We start from the raw sequence: 17,456 nt of genomic DNA on the forward strand, positions 1-17,456 counted from the left end.
ACATGTATATGAAAATGAATTACGAAGACACGCGGTCAGTACAAAAAAAGCGAGCTTTCGTCTGATGACATGTCTACGTTGTCAATCAAAAATCCTGTTAAAGCAAGGACATCAGGACAGCCATCAATGTGACACGAACTAAAAAATCCCACTCTTAAGAGCGGGATTAAATAAAGTGTTAGATAGAACAGGCAACAGTTAGAATAAAAAAATAATCATGAACGTTTATTCTTCGGTCGTGGACGTTTAAGATTTCATAGGCAACACATAGTGTAATAATAATTGTTGGATACAGGCAAGTAGCGTTCCGATTGTCAACGGAGCAAGAATCAAACCCATTCCGATGATAATCAGACCAGGCGCGTCGTCAATCTGACCAATATAGAAAAAGACGGGAAAGAGACATGCCGTTAAAATGGCGACAATATAAAAAGACAATTTCATCGATTGAATGGAAGCTGTGATGAGCGGAAAAGCTGGAGGAGTCATCGACATATATCGAAGGATTCGGAGCGCATGGAATAAAATCAAAAGAGTCGGGATGAAGATAAGGTATGCGGTCAATAGAACACTGTAGCCAGGTCTCTCGAGTAACAAGTTTTTCGTGATACCATGCCAGACAAGTGGGATACCAAGACCAGCTAAACCGAACAGACTGAAGATGATACCGAAGACGATAAAGCGTAAAAACCGAACTTGCCAGACGAAATGATTCACGATATCAACTCCTTTCGAGGCAACAAACGTTTCTTTTAGTATACTGCATCTCCCGAGAGGCTAGTAGAAAATTCAAGTGAAGAGGCAACCGCACTTTAAAATAGTGTCATGTAGGTGAAATTGATTAAGAAAATGGAGGTCACGTGATGAAACGAGATCAACATGTCATGCCGCATCCTAAAGGTGGTTATCAAGTGAAAGCTGCCGGTGCGACTCGAGCAACGAAGCGATTCGCTACACAGAAAGAAGCGATCGCAGAAGGGCGTCGGATTGCGAAAAAACAGAAGACGGAGCTTGTCATTCATAACAAAGAAGGGCAGATTCGGGAAAAAGATTCCTACGGACATGATCCATTTCCACCACGAGGTTGAGCCATCATATATGACACGTTCTGATCATGAGAGCGTGTCTTTTTAATGATTGTCATGTCAAAAGTTTTTGACATAATGATGGAAGTTCATTACAGTTGAGATGTAAAAAGAATTTGACACGTCGTGGAGGAATGAACATGAGAAACCACATCAAAGAGCGACGTCTAGCGGCAAAATTATCGCAACAAGAACTGGCTGACCATTGTCAGGTCAGTCGGCAGACGATCAATGCGATTGAAAACAACAAGTATGATCCGACTTTACAATTAGCGTTTAATATCGCCAAAGTCTTGCAGACACAAGTCGATCATCTGTTCATTTCAGGACAGGAGGAGAGAAATGTCTAAGAAAAAAACGGTTCTATTTTTAGTAACGCTCGTGATAGTAGCGAGCCTTACCGTCTTCAGTATGATTTTCGAAAATAATGTCACATTCTTCTCGCTCGTTCAATTGGCAATTCTGTTGATCATGTTCTTCTCGTATTTTACGTGGGCACGGTCAGGGAAGGACGAGCGTCCGGTGCCAGAAGATGAGCTGGGCAAAAAGATTACGGCGGAGAGTGGACTTATTAGCTATAAAATCCTGATTGTCCTGATTTTTGGATGTATCTGTCTCGATTACTTTTTACATAAATCAGCGAATCTCTTATTGATCGTCTTATTCGCGATTGCTTTAGTTATCTTACCGATCATTGAGTTCATGAAAGCACGATCTTATCGATGAAAAGGAATGATAGTTGAGTATCTGTAGGAGAAATATTGTAATACATTATAAAAAGACACATTCTAAGTATTAAGAACATGTCTTTGTTAGTGGAAAATGTTGATGAACAATAGCGGATTTTCAATCGAGGAGGACAACCGACGTGGAAGAGTTAGAGTACCGGTTGCGAAAATATATTGCTGTGATGGACTTTGAGAAAGCAGCGAAACTATTTTTGGAGTTAACGGAAAAAAAGCGATTCGACATGATCCTTAGTGTAGGGTTTGAGACGTTTAATCTCACTATATATGCTTTTATGAATTATTTACTACAACACCATGAATCAAGTGAGATACATGATCTGACGTCTTCATTGATGCTACACCCACTTTGTCATCTCGAGGGAGCTTGCGTAATCGCTTTATTCCATGCCAAAAAAGCAGCCGAACTAGATCCTGATAACATCGATTTGTATATCAATTTGTTGATGTTTGAAAAGCATCCCGATGTCTGGTTTGCACAATCAGAAGTAGAAGAAGTCTACCGACGGATAAAAGACTTAGAGTCTAGAAATCTAATGTGAGACCTTAGACAGACCAATCACTCTGCAATAACGAGTACATATACAAATCATCAAATTGACCGCGTGTTTTTTCATATTGACGAAGCAACCCTTCACGCTGAAAACTAAGTCGTTCAAGCAATCGTTGCGATGTGGCATTATCGGGTAAAACGAGTGCTTCGATTCGGTTGAGCGAAAGTTCCTTAAAACCATATTCGATCACCGCAAGCGCTGCTTCCTTCGCGATGCCTTGTCCCTGATAGGCAGGGTTCAGCTCAAACCCGATTTCAGCCCGCTGATGGCGTTCCGATTGATTCAAGAAACCGCAACTACCGATGATGACATCGTCTTCTGATAAAGCGATTCCAAAACGGATGCCCGTACCATCGCGACGAATCGAAGCGTACCAATCAATCTCTTCGAGGGCGTCAGCTTCCGATTGAAACGGAGCGAGTCCCATCTGTTTGACGACGTGTTCGTCTGATAAATAAGCAAGGACACTCGTAGCATCTGTGGGTAACACTTCGCGTAAGGCGAGACGGTTCGTTTTAAGCGTTGGGAAAGTATGTACCATTCAAAAAAACTCCTTTTCAAGAAAATGTAAAAAAAGTGTTGTTTAACGTTTAAGGCATATGGTAAGATTCCCCACAACAAGAGCATATCATTTCGTTGACGAGAAAGAGTAATGATTGTTCCTCTGCCTTACAGAAAACCGGGATTGCTGAGAACCGGTAGCCAGATCAATCATGAAGATCCTCTCTGAGAAGTCACGCTGAACCATTCAGTAAGTGTGACCGGGTGTCCACCGTTACATGGAATGCACATGATAGTGTGCAACTAAGTGCTGTCGAGAACAAGCATTCTCGACGGAATATGGGTGGTATCGCGGTGAAGTCCGTCCCTGTCAAAGGGGGCGGACTTTTTTGTATTCTCTTAGTTACCGATTAAAGGAGCGAACAAGGGATGACGTCACAAAACCAAGCAGAAACCGTACAACAATGGGAGGACCGTATCCGAAACAGATGGAAACGAGACCAGGTCTTCGCACGATCGATTGAGCAACGCACGGAAGCAGAATTTGTATTCTATGAAGGTCCACCGACTGCTGCGGCATGGGAACTGCGAACGATTCGCGAAGAGACGCGCAATTGTTATTTCTATGAGAAGATGGGTTACCGATTGACCGGTGTCAGTCAACCGCTCAATGAACGAGCGACACTCGTTTCCTATCAAAAATCCGTGTCTCAGTGAGCTTGTTTTGTCGGAAGGAAGAACCACCACAGATTCGTCACCAAAGCAGAGAGAACGGCAAAATTAAAGAGATAAAGGCAAAAGAAGAAGACGAACTCGCCGATGTCTTCTAAGCTAGCTAACGGATTATCGATCAAGTACGATTCGTGACTGACCCCGAAGATGAATAAAGGAAAGAAGACATAAAAATATCGTTTCCAAAAGAACGAAGCACGACCTGTTTGGAACATATGAGCACCTCCTGAAGGGATGGCACGCTTCTTCTGACGGGAAGAAGCGTGTGTTCATTTACGATAAAGACGGTGTACCGACAATCTCGACGTGCCGCGTGACCGTATCAAACAAGCGTGTCCGCGTATCGTTATGAGACAACAGTAATGGCTCACCGGTCTCGTCATAGACGAACGCAATCGGAATCGAAAAACCACAGTTACGGTACGAACCATCGGCATGACTCGTCCCGATCATGAGCGCTTGTTGCGCTTGACTGATGATACGCGCTTCACCAGACCACTCGGCATACTGTTCTTCACTAAACATGCCGACACCGATTGGATTGAAGATGAGATCAAGTCCGGATTCCTCGCTTAGTCCGTCTTTTCCTAAAAAGATTTCGCGGCAAAGGACGTACCCGTAACGTAACGCACCATCGTTTGCTGTTGAAGGCGTATAAAGCGGTCCAGCATCTGGTGTTTTTGCGCGATCAAGAAGAATCTTCCCGGTCGCATCGATGATGACAGCGCGATCGAGATTCGCTTCATCCTTGTAACCCGTGACGACGACTGTCTCGAACTGCTTGGCAAGGTGTTGCACGCGATCGAGTTCTGCGATCGTGCAGTATCCTTCTGGGTAGACGATCAGATCAACTTCAGGATAAGCGGCAGTCTCACGTTCGAATTGTGCGAGCCCAGTCTCGCGTTTCGGTTGAGCAATTAATAATTTCATCCAAACATCCTCTCAGGTATAAAAATATCTGAAAAATCAGACTTTTATATCGTCATGATTTTACCATTAGTGGTAAAATAAAGCATATCACTTTTTGATAAATTTTACTGCAAATGAAGGAAGGTTAATGGTATGAACATTTCGAAAACCATTCTTGTAACACGCCATCTGCAGTCAATGAAAGATTTTTACTTAAAACAGATCGGTTTCCTGCTCGTCTCGGAAACAAACGATTCGTTTACGATGCAAATCGGCACGGATCAACTGACATATCGACAGACTAACGATGTTGATACGCAATACCATATGGCGTTCAACATTCCGGGAAACGCCTTCCAAGAAGGAAAAGCGTGGCTTGTAGAACGGACACCACTTTTGATCGAAGACGGACAGGACGAGATTTATTTTGATTTCACAGATTCGCATTCCTGCTATTTTTATGATTCAGATGAAAATGTCTTGGAATTGATCGCGCGGCATCAAATCAATCCGTCTAAAGCGGAACTGACGTTTGATGTATCCGACATCCTCGGAATCGGCGAGATGAGTCTGACGGTGAAAGACGTGCTTGAAGTGGGTGAGCAGTTAGCAGAGATTGGCGTTCTCGAGCGACGGGAACGTCCGCTCAATGGCGCGTCACTCAACTTCCTCGGACCGGTCGCGGATGGAACGCATATCTTGCTCGTCCCAGAAGGTCGGACATGGTTGTTCTCACCGAAGACGGCGAAGGTCAGTCCGATCGAGATGGAACTCGACGGCAGACATCGGGTCCGGCTTGATGCAGCGGGCGTATGGCATCAAAGTGCCGTTTCTTCATAATTCATTATTCTAAAAAGTGAGGGAAGTAAGATGAATAAAGCGGTGAATGCGAGTATTGCGTTCGGATTATTGTTATTCGTGTGTGGATTCTTTTTCTTGTTTGGCTATTTGACCCGCTCAATGCCGATTCAGCAAGGCGGTGACCCGGTCATCTTACCGGTCGCAGCACTCCTCGTTCTCCTACCGTTCGTGATCCGGGAAGGCATGCGCGTTTTGACGTATGTTACGTTGACACGTCGACAGGTCGGCGTACTCATCTTATTTGCAATCAGCGGAATCATACTTAGTAGTTGGATTGAGGTGCAACAGAACCCGGTAGCGGTCGGTCTCCGTTCCCTCTTTACGATTCATACGTACGTACTCTTTGTTTCGGGCATCATCTTGTTGTGTCTCCTATTGACGGGGCTCAAACGGATGCGCGTCCGAACGAGAGTGATTTAAATGGAAAAGGACTGAATGACATGGGATACATCACAGAATTACGCAAACTCGTCGGCACACGACCGCTCGTCATGGCAGGAGCGTGTGTCATCGTCGTCAACGATAAACAAGAAGTCTTGTTACAACTTCGGCAAGATAACGGTTGCTGGGGACTCGCTGGTGGAGCGCTTGAGATCGGTGAGACGCTTGTAGAGACAGCAAAACGAGAATTAAGGGAAGAGACCGGTCTTGAAGCAGAGCACCTAGAATTATTGAACGTCTATTCGGGTGATGCGTTTTACTATAAGTATCCGCATGGGGATGAGGTCTACAATGTCATCTCGGCATTTCTGTGTACAGCTTATTCGGGTGAAGTGGTTCGGGATCCGTCAGAAGTTGCGGAATTACGCTTTTTCGCTATCGATCAGCTACCAGAAAACCTCAATCCACCGGAACGACCGATCTTGATGGAGTATGTTAAAAAACAACGGACAGCGCATCACCTCTCCATTTGAAGAAAAGGGTAAAACAAAAAATCTTGAATGAACTGTTCATTCAAGATTTTTTGTTGCACTGGGACGCGTTTCAGCCTGTAGCATCAAGAAGACGATAAAAGATGGAAAAGTGATGCGTTTATTAGAAGGATTGGCTGGATGATTTGAGAAACGATATAACGAAATAAGTGATAGGAGAAATATGGCGATGACTAACGTAAATAAAGGTTCTACCGCAACCGTGATGACAATCTCTGACGAACGAGTACGCAAATACTTCCGCGAATCGATTGAAACACAGCGAATCGTACAGGAATTTCGTATGCTTGAAGAACTTGAGCGGACGACTATCCCGACGCCAAACGTATATGCCGTTGAATTAGAAGATTCGCCGTGCATTGAGATGCAACGGATTGACGGCAACGAATTGTTAGACCTGTTTGAACCGGAGCGAATAACCGTGCTCCTCGCATCCTTCGCAATGTTACATCAAAAAATCCATCAGCATCAATCGCTTGTAGCACCTGGATGGCACGATGTCACCTATCAAAAATTGCGTCATCTATCACCTGAATTACGTTTGAAGGCAGAACAATTGTTAGAGACGCTTCACGTTCCACCACAGCAAGGATTGCTCCATGGGGACTTTCATTTTCAGAACATCCTCGTGACAGCGGATGAAAGATTCGTCGTCATTGATTGGCATGATGCGACGACAGGTCCACCGATCGCGGATGTCGCACGGACATTGCTCTTGCTGCGAATAGCAGGTGGAACAGCAGTTCCTGACGAGGTACGACGAGACGTTTGTCGCAAATACCTCGACCGCTATCAAGCTGTTTCGTCAATCCAGCTATCGAACCTTGCAGACTGGTTACGACTCCTGGCCATTCTTAGGACGCTTGAGCAAATCCCGGGTGCAGAACAAAGTCAGTTAAAGGAATTGATCAGTCATCCAGACCTCGGTTCGTATTTTTTTAATACTTAAGCATATACAGATAGGAGGAACGCCATTCATGAGAACCATCATCTCGATCCAAGGCGCCATGGCATCCGGGAAGACGACGCTTGCGCAAGCGCTCGAAGATGCTTACCTGGAGCTTCATGTCTATTATGAAAATCCATATCCGATCGTTCAAAAACGAAAGGAGCTCGGGTTAGACATCCGAACCGAAGACGGATTCGTTGAGAATCAACGATTGTTCATTCAAGCGGAACTCGAACGATTTCGTCACTTTCCGAACGGACACATTATATTAGATCGTGGTCCGGAGGATCTTGAATTCTACACGCTTCATTATCCACAGATACATGGGCATGACTGGGATATGGAATTCCGTTTAAAGACGGAACTTGAGGCATTAAGAGAATGTCGGTCCGACCAGATTCTTTATTTACGCGCGTCAAACCAACTCTTACAAACGCGTCGGGACGCTGATCAAACAAGGACTCGTCAATCCTTTGAACAACATCAACCGCTCTGGGCACTTGAAGAGAAATGGTATAAACAGTTTCCGGTCTGTCCGATTGATACGACAGCGCAAACGCCGGAGCAAGTCCGAGAAGCAGCAGTTCATCAGCTGTCTTCCATCGGATTCTTATGAAGGGAGAAAGAGATATGAAATGGAAAAGGACGACCTATCCCCTCATCGAGGGACAAGATGAAAAACAGATCTACTGGATAGAAAAAGGAGAATCGGTTCAGATCGGACAGACCTACGAAACGATTCGGTTAGAAAAGACATCACATCAATCTATCCTGGTACGGGAGCAAAAATTGGTGTCAGAAAAAATCGGCAATCGAACGATCCGCCTGACGATTGATGCAGAAGACTATACGCCACTCGAATTCGTCGAGTACCAAGATGGCGTCCAAACCGTGCATGCGTTGTATCGAGCGGATGCAGTCGTAATTACGCGAGGCAATGAGCAGTCTGTCCTACCGATTCATACCGAAAGTGTTGATCTGTTTTCAATCGAATTGTTGTTGCGAGCATTACCACTAACCGTTGATTCGACGTTTTCGTTTAGTGGCTTTAGTGCCGTTTCCGGACGTGAGGTGCCGATTCAGGTGCGACCCTTGCGGCACGATCGATTGACGACTGAATTAGGCGAACACGTAGAGACGCTTTGCGCTCACGTTACGTTTGGTGAGCGTATTCAGTATTACTGGATTGATCCAGTTAAGCGGGAGTTGTTAAAACAGTCCTCACAAATCGCAGACGGAGTCTCGTTGGAATTTCGTCGATGAAAAAGGAGCAACGAAACGGTCTGCCATCTCGTTTCTCCTTATTTGTTACAGCTGAAAATGATGTTGCATCGCTTCGAAAATCCGCTTACTCGCCTTTGTATCGTCAAACGCATAGATGTGACTGAGATTGCGCTTAAAGCGTTTCGGCATCTTCGATTCGCGTAGTGATTCCATCAAGGCGTCTCTTGTTTCAATGACGTCTCCCGGTAACAAATCCGTTGATTCGCCGGCGTTATCTTCGCCGACTAAGACAGGTGGACGGTAGTAGATGACCTTTTTATGCATCAAGGAGAAATCGAGACCGACACTCGAATAGTCGGTGATCAACACATGATGATTTTCAAGTAGCTCCTTGACTGTGAACGCATCCTGACTGATGACATCGATGAAGTCCGAGTGGAACAAGTGGCTGAATTTTTGGAAGTTGCGATGAAGGTAGAACGAGACTTCGTATTTGTTGTCCATCACTAAGCTTTTCAACCGTTCGTCCGTGATTAACGCTTGAAACTCCTGATAATAGTCGCTTTCGATGAACTGTTCGTCTGGGTACGTATCGAGTTTCGGTCGCCACGTTGGCATGATCAACAGCTTTTTTCGGTTCTTATATCGCTTGAGCCAACGTGATCGTTCAGTGATTAATTGATCGAATCGGGCGAGACCTGTCACGATGATTTCGTCAGGATGAAAACCGTAATCGCGAGCGATGAGCTGTTTCTCCCGCTCCGAGGAGACGACGAATAAATCAGTAAATGGATGTGGCGATTTTTTACCGTAAATATGACTGACATCTTTTGACCCGATGACGCCGTGTTGTAGGAACAGCTTTTGTTTCGTTTGAATCAGTGCTTCCGTATGATAGGTAGCAAACGGTAAGGCATAACTCGATGAATGCGTATGACATAAAACGTCCGCAGCCTGAACGACCTCGATATTCTCCGGAGATTTATAGAACACGATATGGTTCTCATATCCGGCAAGATTTTTGAGGTCCGGACTCGACCTACTGATGATGTAGTAGATGTTGAACTGTTTCCGGTGCTGGTCAACAAGGTACTTGAAGAAGATCATCCCATTATCTTGTGCTTTATCCGGGTATTCATAACAGACGATCGTCTTCTTAGTGGGATCCAGTCCAAGTAACGGTCGGGGTTCTGCATAATATTCGACAGTCTCGACTGGCACCGGGATTAGACGCATTGCAAGGCGTTCCGACACGGTCGAATAGGGACGAACCAACACATCGTATTGCTCATTTAACGGCAACCAGTGCTCGTCATGCAAGAGTTCTGGATGATTTTTAAAGTGACGAATCCGGGGGGTGAATCCAGATATCGGCATCTCACGAATCGAAAAGCCAAATAAAAGATCGTAGATGTTCGCGTTAAAGGCATCGTATGTATACCGGTCACCGAGCAACTGCTCAACGAGTTCTTTATCGATCACGGCTTCGACTTCGGTTCTGAAGCGACAGGCGTCGACTGGTGTGACGGTGAAGCGTTCAATCGGTAGAGCGATTTTTTGTTCCTGATGTCTGAATTTAACGAAGCAACTCGGTTGCGCGACTTCGACATATTTCGAGTGAAACGAAAACTTCAATAGAAGCACGTCGTCTTGACGCGTCATGCCCTCAAACTGGACATCTCGGTCGTAAAAATTCATGATGGACGGTTTTTTGTTATAGATCAGACTGAGCTCATCGTCCTGGTCGATGAAGATGAAATAGGAATGTTTCCCTTGTTTGATGTAACTGTTCGGTGCGATGTCCAGTGGCTTGGAAAGATGTTTGAATGAGACTGGTGTTCCAAGTTCATCGACGAATTTAATGGGATGATTCTTTTTTCGGAAGATACTGAGTAACGCATCGACCGATAGCGAAAAACCTGTTTCTGTTTGTTGTACAGGTATATGTTGTTCGTTAATAGCTAAATATAGGGTTTGTTGCGGGAGATTCTCGATCAAAAACGTATGGTCACGACAGGTGATTTTCATTGATGCATGGCTTCCTTTCTCACTCTGAATCATATGGTATCTCTGTTACATCCTTCACCATACAATATCTTCCGATTTCTGCAAAGATGTAGTTTGAATGAAAATCAGTGAAGCGTCGTTTATCTCCTTAAACTTGTTGGGTAGAATCGACAGCTCGTTCAGCTTTACGAACTACTAGTTGCAGAACCATGACAATGATTGGATATTATGCAAAAATAATTGACTTTGTTCGTAAAAAAGGGGATAAATAGAAATTGTATTGGTTTTAACTGTCTGAACAAGACACGTTTAGAAAATAGCAGATTCGGTAAGATATATAGGTTGACCTCACACAAAAAAAAGAGAGATCGATCTTAAAGGGTAGAGGAGAGTAATTACAGATGCTGTATACTGTTACATCGACATTACCACCGAAACACGGTGGTAGAACGAAATCACTGTTGAGTCGGATTGCACTCATGGAAAAAGAATTGAGTGTTGGTTCGACGATCGTCACGACGAACTACAATGCCAACTACATGGAAGTGTACGAACAGTTCCGAGCTGAAGAAAAAGTCGGTCCAATGGTCCAATTCGAAAACATTTATGATTGGTTATCCGATTATAAATTATTGAGCATTCCGACAACCCGTTTTCGGAACAAGCCGATCGTCAAAGAATCGGCGCGTGAAATCGAAGGGTTGAAAAGCGTTGAGAAAAAAGGCAGTGATGCCGTTCGCTATTATGATGAAGAGGGTGAATACGTCCTCTATCGTAAATTCTATCCGGAGACGCAAGTCGTCGAATTCGAAGATTTCATGACGAAAGCATCGCCTAAAAAGGTCGAGCGCTGGGAATACAACGTCTACGGTCAATTGCACCGCAAGACGATCTACTCACCCGTCCATCACGGGAAAATGATGGAGGAGTTGTATGATTCAGAAGGTGCTGTCTATTGTAAGAAGTTCTACAATGAAATGGCACGTCCAAAACTCGTCTTGATTCAATTATATCGAAACGGCAGAATGTACAAAGCGTTCAAAAAAGAGAAGGATTTGTTTGAGTACTACTTCAACCGTTTATTTAAAGATGGCGATGTTTTGTTCGTCGATGCTCGTTTGCTCGATCGCTCGATTCTCAACATCAAAGCAGCCGTCAAACGGGTCATGGTCATCCATAACTCGCATCTAGACGGATCAAACGTCAAAGGATCGTACGCGACGATGTTCTCAGAGTCCGATAAAGTGACACGTTTCATCAGTCTGACGAATCATCAAAAAGAAGACATCTTAGAACGGTATAATATCCCGGAAGAGAAAATCTCAATCATTCCGCACTTCATCGTTCCAGAACAAGCGCAACGACGTGACCAGGTCAAAGATCAATTCTGTTTCATTGGTCGATTCGGTCTGCAAAAACAGATGGATCATTTAATCAAGAGTTATGCACTTTTCAAACAGTCAGGTCACACGACGAAACTCGTCCTTTACGGCATGGATGAACAAGGGCAACTCGCGATGATGGAACGCTTGATCGAGGAGCTCGGTTTACAGGACGATATCGAAATCCACGGTTTTACGTCGAATCCGGCAGAAGTTTTCCGTGAATCGAAAGCCTCGTTGTTAACGAGTGAATTTGAAGGATTCGGGTTGACGGTCATGGAAAGTATCAATGTCGGCTGTCCGGTCATCTCCTATGATGTGAAATACGGACCACGTGAAATCATCGCCCATGGCGAAAACGGATATCTCGTTCCAGCCAATGACATGGAAGCCTTCGCACAAGCGATGGTACAACTCGTCGAACAACCACTTGAGCGGGTCGAGACGAAGCCATCCCTGTACCTTGAGACGGCTGTAAAGAATTATGGACGATTACTAGAAGAATTGAACAACTAAATCTACTACTTGAACGATGAAGAGGATGAACGATATGAAAAAGATCACAAAAGCCATTATTCCAGCAGCAGGACTCGGAACACGTTTCTTGCCTGCGACAAAAGCAATGCCAAAAGAAATGTTACCGATACTTGATAAACCAACGATTCAGTATATCGTCGAAGAAGCCGCAAAAGCCGGCATCGAAGATATCATCATCGTCACGGGTAAACATAAACGAGCCATCGAAGATCATTTCGATAACCAAAAAGAACTCGAAATTACGCTCGAAAATTCCGGTAAAACTGAATTGCTCGAGAAAGTTCAATTCTCAACGAACCTTGCGAACATCTTCTATGTCCGCCAAAAAGAGCAAAAAGGTCTCGGACATGCCATTTTGACAGCGAAACAATTCATCGGGAATGAACCGTTTGCAGTCTTACTCGGGGACGATATCGTCGAGTCAGACAATCCGGCAATCAAACAATTGATGGACGTTTACGAACAGACGGAAAAATCGGTCATCGGTGTACAAGAAGTCCGTCCCGAAGATACGCATCGTTATGGCATCATTGATCCGGTCTCACAAGACGGACGACTGTATGATGTAAAACAATTCGTCGAAAAACCGGCACACGGGACAGCACCATCAAATCTTGCGATCATGGGACGTTATGTGCTGACACCGGATATCTTTGATTACCTTGCGAATCAAGGAGAAGGGGCAGGCGGCGAAATTCAATTGACGGATGCGATTGAACGCTTGAATGCGGATAGCCAAGTCTTTGCGTATGATTTCGAAGGCAACCGCTATGACGTCGGGGAGAAACTCGGCTTCGTCAAGACGACGATTGAGTATGCCTTGAAAGATGCAGAGATGCGTGACGAGCTGAAAGCTTTTATCAAGACACTAGACATTTAACATGATGGACCACTCTGACATGATTCAGAGTGGTTTTTTTGTAATTCATGAAACCAATCCGTCTAGTCAAAACGTAGAAAAAAAGAGAAGAGAGGTGCTACATATGTTAACGTGGCTCGGTGTGAAGGCTGATAAAAAAGCAGAATGACAATTTTTCACAGGTGTCGAAAAGAAAACAATCTTCCTGATCTTGCTTCTATCGCTTGTGATCTTGAAGGGTGTGAAGTGGGGAATGACAGCAATTATCCCAACGGCATTTTTCAGTGATCCGATCGTTTCCGTGTTACCAGGCGTGCTTGGCGTCCTAACAGCAGTCGTTTTCGTGCTTTTGGTAGAGCGCTCCCTACAGGATAAGTCGAGTGAAAAGTAAGAGATACACGAAGGACCACCTGAAGTTAGTCGATTCAGACTGAAGACAAAGTTCAATTTTTCTCAAATAGAGTGCGTATACTTTAAGACGAAAAAAATTAAATATAAACTGAAGAGAGAAGACGACATACTTACTATTTAATGGCCCCCATAAGATGATTACGCAAGATAAGCTTTATACATTGCAAATATTAATGATTCGGACTACTAGATCACGTAATTGATCAGAAATATCGAATCGCTCGTATATTAAGACATCATTAAAGAAAGAAAAAATGATAATTAGTATTGCCTAGTATAAGATATGACCGTAACAAAGTAATCCGAATCAGATAATAATCCTATTTTTACGCTCGATCTTTAAAGAAATACTATTAACGAAATCGCTTTCATCATCATTGACAGGTGTTCACAAGACTACTAAAGTAAAGGTAACTTAAATAGAATCACTAGGGGTGTTATTAAACTGAGATGAGTAGCTACTCAAACCCTTTGAACCTGAACTAGGTCGTACTAGCGTAGGAAAGTGTAAACTCTGATGAACAAGCGGAGACGATGATGTCGCTCTTTGCTATGTGTTTATTTAGACGTGCGCAACTTTCCTTTTGGAGAGTTGCGTTTTTTGTTTACTACTTCGCTATTTAAGTTGCAAAAATGGATGAGGGAGTGGACAAGAATGAGCAGAACAGTATTAGTGACAGGAAGTAGCCGAGGACTTGGGGCGACGATTGCAAGGGTCTTAGTGAACAATGGATTTAAAGTGGTGATTAATTACTATAAAAGCAAAGAGGCGGCAGAAAAGCTTGTGAGCGAACTAGGAGCAGAGAATGCACTTGCCTTGTATGCCGATGTTACGAAGCGGGAAGATGTTGAGAGCATGATGCAATCCGCAACAGCACATTACGGTCAAATCGATGTTGTCGTCAATAATGCATTAGTAGATTTTAAATTTGATCCGGTTGCTCAAAAATCGTTCATCGATTTAGAGTGGGAAGATTATCAAAAGCAAATGGATGGAACGCTAAAAGCTGCTTTTCACACCATCCAAAGTGTTTTACCACAATTTATGGAACGAAAGAGCGGTAGTATCATCAGCATTGGAACAAACCTCTATCAAAACCCCGTCGTTCCTTATCATGAATACACAACAGCAAAAGCAGGTCTGATTGGTTTCACACGTAACCTGGCCGCAGAACTAGGTCAATACGGTATAAACGTGAATGTCGTCTCCGGTGGGTTATTGAAAGTCACAGATGCGAGTGCTGTGACAACCCCTGAAGTATTTAATCTTATTGCCCAATCGACCCCGTTGAAAAAAGTGACGAGCCCAGAAGAAGTGGCTCAACTGGTTGCCTTTTTGGCATCAGAAGCAGCATCTGGGATTACCGGTCAAAACGTAACAGTCGATGGTGGGTTAACGATGAATTAAAGCGGGCGTTTTAAAAATTCTCAGCTTGTAAGAGAAGGGATTCGTGAACAGAAGATGACGAACAGAAATCAGTTAAATATCGGCGTTTTGTTATATGGATGTGGTCATCATCAAGCCGCATGGTTAATGCCTGATTCTGCAATTGAAGAAATCGGAGAGAGCCGCTATTATCAGCGTTTGTCTCAAATAGCGGAAGCTGGATGTTTAGATGCAGTATTTTTTGCGGATAATCAATCTTTTCCGGCTACCAATGCGACGGATTTACCTGCCTTTTGGTTGGATCCATTAATTAATCTAACGGCTATTTCTCAAGTGACGGATCATATAGGATTAGTCTCTACGATATCGAGCACGTTCTCCAATCCGTATACAGTAGCAAGGCAACTTCTAAGCCTTGATCACGTAACGAAGGGGAGGGTAGGCTGGAACTTAGTGACCTCGATGACAGATTGGGAAGCACTAAACCACGGAATGTATGCACTTCCACCGAGGGAAGAGCGGTATAAAAAGGCGGACGAATTCGCTACATTGATGGAGAAGCTATTTTTATCATGGGATCAAGCGGCTTTTCTTGCGAATCGATCAGATAACCAATTGATTGATCCTGAACGTATACAAGTTATCGATCATTCTGAAGCCTATTTCAGCGTAAAAGGTCCTTTGTCTACGCCGCGTAGTCCCCAAGGAAAGCCAGTAGCGATGCAAGCGGGGGCTTCTGAAGAAGGGATTGCCCTTGCAGCCAAACATGCGGATGCCGTATATTCTGTGTCATGGAATTTTAGACAAGCCCATGCTTTTCGTGAAAAACTCCATAAGAAAATTACACAAACTGAATCACCAGATCGAAAGATTAAGATATACCCAGGCTTAGTAACGTATGTTGGTAAAACAAGAGAAGAGGCACTAGCCAAAAAAGCCGAACTAGATGAAAAATTACCGGTTGAAAATGCGTTGAAACAATTGAGTTTCTTTCTGCAACAGGACTGCTCCACATGGGATCTCGAAGCAAAGATTCCGGCCTTACCATCGATCGAGGAATTTACCGGACCCATCGGACGCTACCGAACTATTCTAGAGATTATCGAAGATACGGATCCGACGTTCAAAGAACTATTAGGCTATTTAGCAGCAGGAGGAGGACACCTGACATTGATTGGTACTCCGGAAGAAATTGTGGATCAGTTGGAATTTTGGTTTAACGAGGGAGTAGCAGATGGCTTCAACTTGATGCCGCCGTCACTACCGTCAAGTTTAAAAGATTTTGTAGACATGATTGTTCCTGAATTACAAAAAAGAGGATTGTTTAAAGTGTCCTATCAAAGTACTACATTTAGAGAGCATCTAGGTTTAATCGATTAAATTAGATGGAAATTTTAGCTAAATTCCGAAAAGATTTTGAAGAAATCCTTGAAGACCCGAACACGAATCGGCGTGACTTTAGATTGACGAACTTGATGTCGGAAATGGATGGAACGATCCAAATCTCATTGCTTCAAAATCTCGAATGGGAAGCTCGGCATCCAGAAGAAATTGAATTATATCGCGAAATCTCACAGACACGAGTATTATGAAATTTTAAAAGATATAACCTCACTTCATAAATTGTTAAAAAGTTATATTTGTAGTATTTTAATTACATTTTTTAAATTTAAAATGGTATATTTATGGTAAGGAGGGGTTATTATGTTAAAAAGAGTTACGTTAGTATTTTTGATGATGTGCTCAGCTATCACAATGTTATTTGTTGCTTCAAAGAATTCAGTAGGTGAGAGTACCATTTCCTTGGAAGAACCAGGAGTATTCAAAATTTCACTTATGATCATCGTCGGATTATTTTTGTTGCCGTTGATTTTATCTCTTTTCAGTAACAGTGTGATTAAAATGATAAATATCGCGTATCAATCAATTATAGTTTTGACATTCTTGGGATTAATTCCGATAGGTTTTATGATTCCTAATGGCATAACAACAATTCTCGTTTCAGTTCTTGGAACATTATTGAGCATCATGAGTATTGTTGTTTTAGTGATGGATAAAACATCAAGAAGTCCTCGGAATCGGAATGCGAGGACTTCGCATTATTGAGACTGTTATTTTGTTTGTGGAGGTTTTTCTTTGCAGAAGATGGGGTTTTGTTTCGTATTAGCAGCACTTACTAAGATGTGGTTATCCATTTACTTATCTGATTTTTATTTGCTTAAGGAGTTAGATGTGACTGGTAGCTCCGAAGGGGATGCCTTTGAGGCGATTCCAGATCTGGCTTGGAAGATAATTGCGGTAGAACTTGTTATCGGGATTGTTTTGATTGTACTAGACAGAAAAAAGAAAGTAGAAAAATGATATAAAAAAGCCATCATTT

Annotated in this window: 24 protein-coding genes, 1 riboswitch and 1 other annotated feature; of the genes, 19 read left to right on the plus strand and 5 right to left on the minus strand. The window is 43.4% G+C overall.

Annotated features, from left to right (window positions below; translation table 11 throughout):
- Nucleotides 1-246 precede the first annotated feature (246 nt).
- Nucleotides 247-717, minus strand: a complete 471-nt coding sequence (locus B3S86_RS04810; RefSeq protein WP_290749714.1) for a DUF2975 domain-containing protein — start codon at nt 715-717, stop codon at nt 247-249.
- A gap of 146 nt (nt 718-863) precedes the next feature.
- Here B3S86_RS04810 and B3S86_RS04815 point away from each other — a divergent pair, with 146 nt between their 5' ends.
- From B3S86_RS04815 to B3S86_RS04830, 4 genes are all read left to right on the plus strand, one after another.
- A complete protein-coding gene (locus B3S86_RS04815) occupies nt 864-1,088 on the plus strand; it encodes a DUF2188 domain-containing protein (protein ID WP_290749717.1) in 225 nt (74 codons plus the stop codon).
- Between the two features lie 137 nt (nt 1,089-1,225).
- A complete protein-coding gene (locus tag B3S86_RS04820; RefSeq protein WP_290749720.1) occupies nt 1,226-1,435 on the plus strand; it encodes a helix-turn-helix transcriptional regulator in 210 nt (69 codons plus the stop codon).
- Nucleotides 1,428-1,811 (plus strand): hypothetical protein, encoded by a 384-nt coding sequence (locus tag B3S86_RS04825; protein WP_290749723.1) that lies wholly within the window; start codon nt 1,428-1,430, stop codon nt 1,809-1,811. The genes B3S86_RS04820 and B3S86_RS04825 overlap by 8 nt, the downstream gene beginning before the upstream one ends.
- A 142-nt stretch (nt 1,812-1,953) precedes the next feature.
- The gene (locus B3S86_RS04830) at nt 1,954-2,373 is read left to right on the plus strand and encodes a hypothetical protein (protein ID WP_290749726.1); all 420 of its coding nucleotides are present in this window, start codon (nt 1,954-1,956) and stop codon (nt 2,371-2,373) included.
- Nucleotides 2,374-2,377: 4 nt separating this feature from the next.
- Here the strand turns inward: B3S86_RS04830 and B3S86_RS04835 are convergent, their stop codons facing one another.
- On the minus strand, nt 2,378-2,926 hold the full coding sequence (locus B3S86_RS04835; RefSeq protein WP_290749729.1) for a GNAT family N-acetyltransferase: 549 nt from the start codon (nt 2,924-2,926) through the stop codon (nt 2,378-2,380).
- A gap of 86 nt (nt 2,927-3,012) precedes the next feature.
- Nucleotides 3,013-3,258: a binding site (T-box leader), on the plus strand.
- Nucleotides 3,259-3,315: 57 nt separating this feature from the next.
- Between B3S86_RS04835 and B3S86_RS15365 the strand changes: the two genes are divergently transcribed.
- Nucleotides 3,316-3,603 (plus strand): hypothetical protein, encoded by a 288-nt coding sequence (locus B3S86_RS15365; protein ID WP_349677882.1) that lies wholly within the window; start codon nt 3,316-3,318, stop codon nt 3,601-3,603.
- Here B3S86_RS15365 and B3S86_RS04845 read toward each other — a convergent pair.
- Both B3S86_RS04845 and B3S86_RS04850 read right to left on the minus strand, forming a co-directional pair.
- Nucleotides 3,597-3,833, minus strand: a complete 237-nt coding sequence (locus B3S86_RS04845) for a hypothetical protein (protein ID WP_290749732.1) — start codon at nt 3,831-3,833, stop codon at nt 3,597-3,599. The two genes, B3S86_RS15365 and B3S86_RS04845, sit on opposite strands and share 7 nt — an antisense overlap.
- Nucleotides 3,834-3,891: 58 nt before the next feature.
- Nucleotides 3,892-4,548 (minus strand): hypothetical protein, encoded by a 657-nt coding sequence (locus tag B3S86_RS04850; protein ID WP_290749735.1) that lies wholly within the window; start codon nt 4,546-4,548, stop codon nt 3,892-3,894.
- Between the two features lie 132 nt (nt 4,549-4,680).
- On the opposite strand from B3S86_RS04850, the gene B3S86_RS04855 reads away from it, so the two are divergent.
- The 6 genes from B3S86_RS04855 (at nt 4,681) to B3S86_RS04880 (ending at nt 8,532) form a co-directional block, all read left to right on the plus strand.
- A complete protein-coding gene (locus B3S86_RS04855; protein ID WP_290749738.1) occupies nt 4,681-5,367 on the plus strand; it encodes a glyoxalase in 687 nt (228 codons plus the stop codon).
- 30 nt (nt 5,368-5,397) lie between these two features.
- Nucleotides 5,398-5,808, plus strand: a complete 411-nt coding sequence (locus tag B3S86_RS04860; protein WP_290749741.1) for a hypothetical protein — start codon at nt 5,398-5,400, stop codon at nt 5,806-5,808.
- 20 nt (nt 5,809-5,828) lie between these two features.
- Entirely contained in the window at nt 5,829-6,302 is a 474-nt protein-coding gene (locus B3S86_RS04865; protein WP_290749744.1) for an NUDIX hydrolase, read from the plus strand.
- A 187-nt stretch (nt 6,303-6,489) separates the two neighbouring features.
- Nucleotides 6,490-7,269 (plus strand): aminoglycoside phosphotransferase family protein, encoded by a 780-nt coding sequence (locus B3S86_RS04870; protein WP_290749747.1) that lies wholly within the window; start codon nt 6,490-6,492, stop codon nt 7,267-7,269.
- 28 nt (nt 7,270-7,297) lie between these two features.
- The gene (locus tag B3S86_RS04875) at nt 7,298-7,885 is read left to right on the plus strand and encodes an AAA family ATPase (protein WP_290749750.1); all 588 of its coding nucleotides are present in this window, start codon (nt 7,298-7,300) and stop codon (nt 7,883-7,885) included.
- Between the two features lie 14 nt (nt 7,886-7,899).
- The gene (locus B3S86_RS04880; RefSeq protein WP_290749753.1) at nt 7,900-8,532 is read left to right on the plus strand and encodes a hypothetical protein; all 633 of its coding nucleotides are present in this window, start codon (nt 7,900-7,902) and stop codon (nt 8,530-8,532) included.
- 45 nt (nt 8,533-8,577) lie between these two features.
- Here B3S86_RS04880 and B3S86_RS04885 read toward each other — a convergent pair whose 3' ends face one another.
- Nucleotides 8,578-10,521, minus strand: a complete 1,944-nt coding sequence (locus B3S86_RS04885) for a CDP-glycerol glycerophosphotransferase family protein (protein ID WP_290749757.1) — start codon at nt 10,519-10,521, stop codon at nt 8,578-8,580.
- 380 nt (nt 10,522-10,901) lie between these two features.
- Here B3S86_RS04885 and B3S86_RS04890 point away from each other — a divergent pair, with 380 nt between their 5' ends.
- From B3S86_RS04890 to B3S86_RS04925, 8 genes are all read left to right on the plus strand, one after another.
- Complete coding sequence (locus tag B3S86_RS04890) at nt 10,902-12,398, plus strand: glycosyltransferase (protein ID WP_290749761.1); 1,497 nt, start codon at nt 10,902-10,904, stop codon at nt 12,396-12,398.
- Between the two features lie 34 nt (nt 12,399-12,432).
- Nucleotides 12,433-13,299, plus strand: a complete 867-nt coding sequence (galU, locus tag B3S86_RS04895; protein ID WP_056060882.1) for a UTP--glucose-1-phosphate uridylyltransferase GalU — start codon at nt 12,433-12,435, stop codon at nt 13,297-13,299.
- 232 nt (nt 13,300-13,531) lie between these two features.
- Nucleotides 13,532-13,669, plus strand: a complete 138-nt coding sequence (locus B3S86_RS04900; RefSeq protein WP_290749766.1) for a hypothetical protein — start codon at nt 13,532-13,534, stop codon at nt 13,667-13,669.
- Between the two features lie 440 nt (nt 13,670-14,109).
- Nucleotides 14,110-14,210, plus strand: a riboswitch (TPP riboswitch).
- Nucleotides 14,211-14,344: 134 nt separating this feature from the next.
- Nucleotides 14,345-15,097 (plus strand): 3-oxoacyl-ACP reductase, encoded by a 753-nt coding sequence (locus B3S86_RS04905; protein ID WP_290749769.1) that lies wholly within the window; start codon nt 14,345-14,347, stop codon nt 15,095-15,097.
- 54 nt (nt 15,098-15,151) lie between these two features.
- Entirely contained in the window at nt 15,152-16,456 is a 1,305-nt protein-coding gene (locus B3S86_RS04910) for an LLM class flavin-dependent oxidoreductase (protein ID WP_290749772.1), read from the plus strand.
- A 5-nt stretch (nt 16,457-16,461) separates the two neighbouring features.
- A complete protein-coding gene (locus B3S86_RS04915) occupies nt 16,462-16,668 on the plus strand; it encodes a hypothetical protein (RefSeq protein WP_290749775.1) in 207 nt (68 codons plus the stop codon).
- Nucleotides 16,669-16,780: 112 nt separating this feature from the next.
- On the plus strand, nt 16,781-17,182 hold the full coding sequence (locus B3S86_RS04920; protein ID WP_214768007.1) for a hypothetical protein: 402 nt from the start codon (nt 16,781-16,783) through the stop codon (nt 17,180-17,182).
- A 30-nt stretch (nt 17,183-17,212) separates the two neighbouring features.
- On the plus strand, nt 17,213-17,437 hold the full coding sequence (locus tag B3S86_RS04925) for a hypothetical protein (protein ID WP_214855877.1): 225 nt from the start codon (nt 17,213-17,215) through the stop codon (nt 17,435-17,437).
- Nucleotides 17,438-17,456: the final 19 nt, after the last annotated feature.

It is taken from the genome of Exiguobacterium sp. UBA3968 (genome assembly GCF_002385115.1).
Lineage (GTDB): Bacteria > Bacillota > Bacilli > Exiguobacteriales > Exiguobacteriaceae > Exiguobacterium_A.

What these genes read in the sequence shown, in the direction of transcription:
- B3S86_RS04855 (WP_290749738.1), top strand. Translation starts at nt 4,681, where the DNA reads ATGAACATTTCGAAAACCATTCTTGTAACACGCCATCTGCAGTCAATG.
- B3S86_RS04915 (WP_290749775.1), top strand. Translation starts at nt 16,462, where the DNA reads ATGGAAATTTTAGCTAAATTCCGAAAAGATTTTGAAGAAATCCTTGAA.
- galU (WP_056060882.1), top strand. Translation starts at nt 12,433, where the DNA reads ATGAAAAAGATCACAAAAGCCATTATTCCAGCAGCAGGACTCGGAACA.
- B3S86_RS04885 (WP_290749757.1), bottom strand. Translation starts at nt 10,521, where the DNA reads ATGAAAATCACCTGTCGTGACCATACGTTTTTGATCGAGAATCTCCCG.
- B3S86_RS04820 (WP_290749720.1), top strand. Translation starts at nt 1,226, where the DNA reads ATGAGAAACCACATCAAAGAGCGACGTCTAGCGGCAAAATTATCGCAA.
- B3S86_RS04845 (WP_290749732.1), bottom strand. Translation starts at nt 3,833, where the DNA reads ATGTTCCAAACAGGTCGTGCTTCGTTCTTTTGGAAACGATATTTTTAT.
- B3S86_RS04875 (WP_290749750.1), top strand. Translation starts at nt 7,298, where the DNA reads ATGAGAACCATCATCTCGATCCAAGGCGCCATGGCATCCGGGAAGACG.
- B3S86_RS04835 (WP_290749729.1), bottom strand. Translation starts at nt 2,926, where the DNA reads ATGGTACATACTTTCCCAACGCTTAAAACGAACCGTCTCGCCTTACGC.
- B3S86_RS04880 (WP_290749753.1), top strand. Translation starts at nt 7,900, where the DNA reads ATGAAATGGAAAAGGACGACCTATCCCCTCATCGAGGGACAAGATGAA.
- B3S86_RS04815 (WP_290749717.1), top strand. Translation starts at nt 864, where the DNA reads ATGAAACGAGATCAACATGTCATGCCGCATCCTAAAGGTGGTTATCAA.
- B3S86_RS04905 (WP_290749769.1), top strand. Translation starts at nt 14,345, where the DNA reads ATGAGCAGAACAGTATTAGTGACAGGAAGTAGCCGAGGACTTGGGGCG.
- B3S86_RS04850 (WP_290749735.1), bottom strand. Translation starts at nt 4,548, where the DNA reads ATGAAATTATTAATTGCTCAACCGAAACGCGAGACTGGGCTCGCACAA.
- B3S86_RS04920 (WP_214768007.1), top strand. Translation starts at nt 16,781, where the DNA reads ATGTTAAAAAGAGTTACGTTAGTATTTTTGATGATGTGCTCAGCTATC.
- B3S86_RS04865 (WP_290749744.1), top strand. Translation starts at nt 5,829, where the DNA reads ATGGGATACATCACAGAATTACGCAAACTCGTCGGCACACGACCGCTC.
- B3S86_RS15365 (WP_349677882.1), top strand. Translation starts at nt 3,316, where the DNA reads ATGACGTCACAAAACCAAGCAGAAACCGTACAACAATGGGAGGACCGT.
- B3S86_RS04910 (WP_290749772.1), top strand. Translation starts at nt 15,152, where the DNA reads ATGACGAACAGAAATCAGTTAAATATCGGCGTTTTGTTATATGGATGT.
- B3S86_RS04825 (WP_290749723.1), top strand. Translation starts at nt 1,428, where the DNA reads ATGTCTAAGAAAAAAACGGTTCTATTTTTAGTAACGCTCGTGATAGTA.
- B3S86_RS04900 (WP_290749766.1), top strand. Translation starts at nt 13,532, where the DNA reads ATGACAGCAATTATCCCAACGGCATTTTTCAGTGATCCGATCGTTTCC.
- B3S86_RS04890 (WP_290749761.1), top strand. Translation starts at nt 10,902, where the DNA reads ATGCTGTATACTGTTACATCGACATTACCACCGAAACACGGTGGTAGA.
- B3S86_RS04860 (WP_290749741.1), top strand. Translation starts at nt 5,398, where the DNA reads ATGAATAAAGCGGTGAATGCGAGTATTGCGTTCGGATTATTGTTATTC.
- B3S86_RS04870 (WP_290749747.1), top strand. Translation starts at nt 6,490, where the DNA reads ATGACTAACGTAAATAAAGGTTCTACCGCAACCGTGATGACAATCTCT.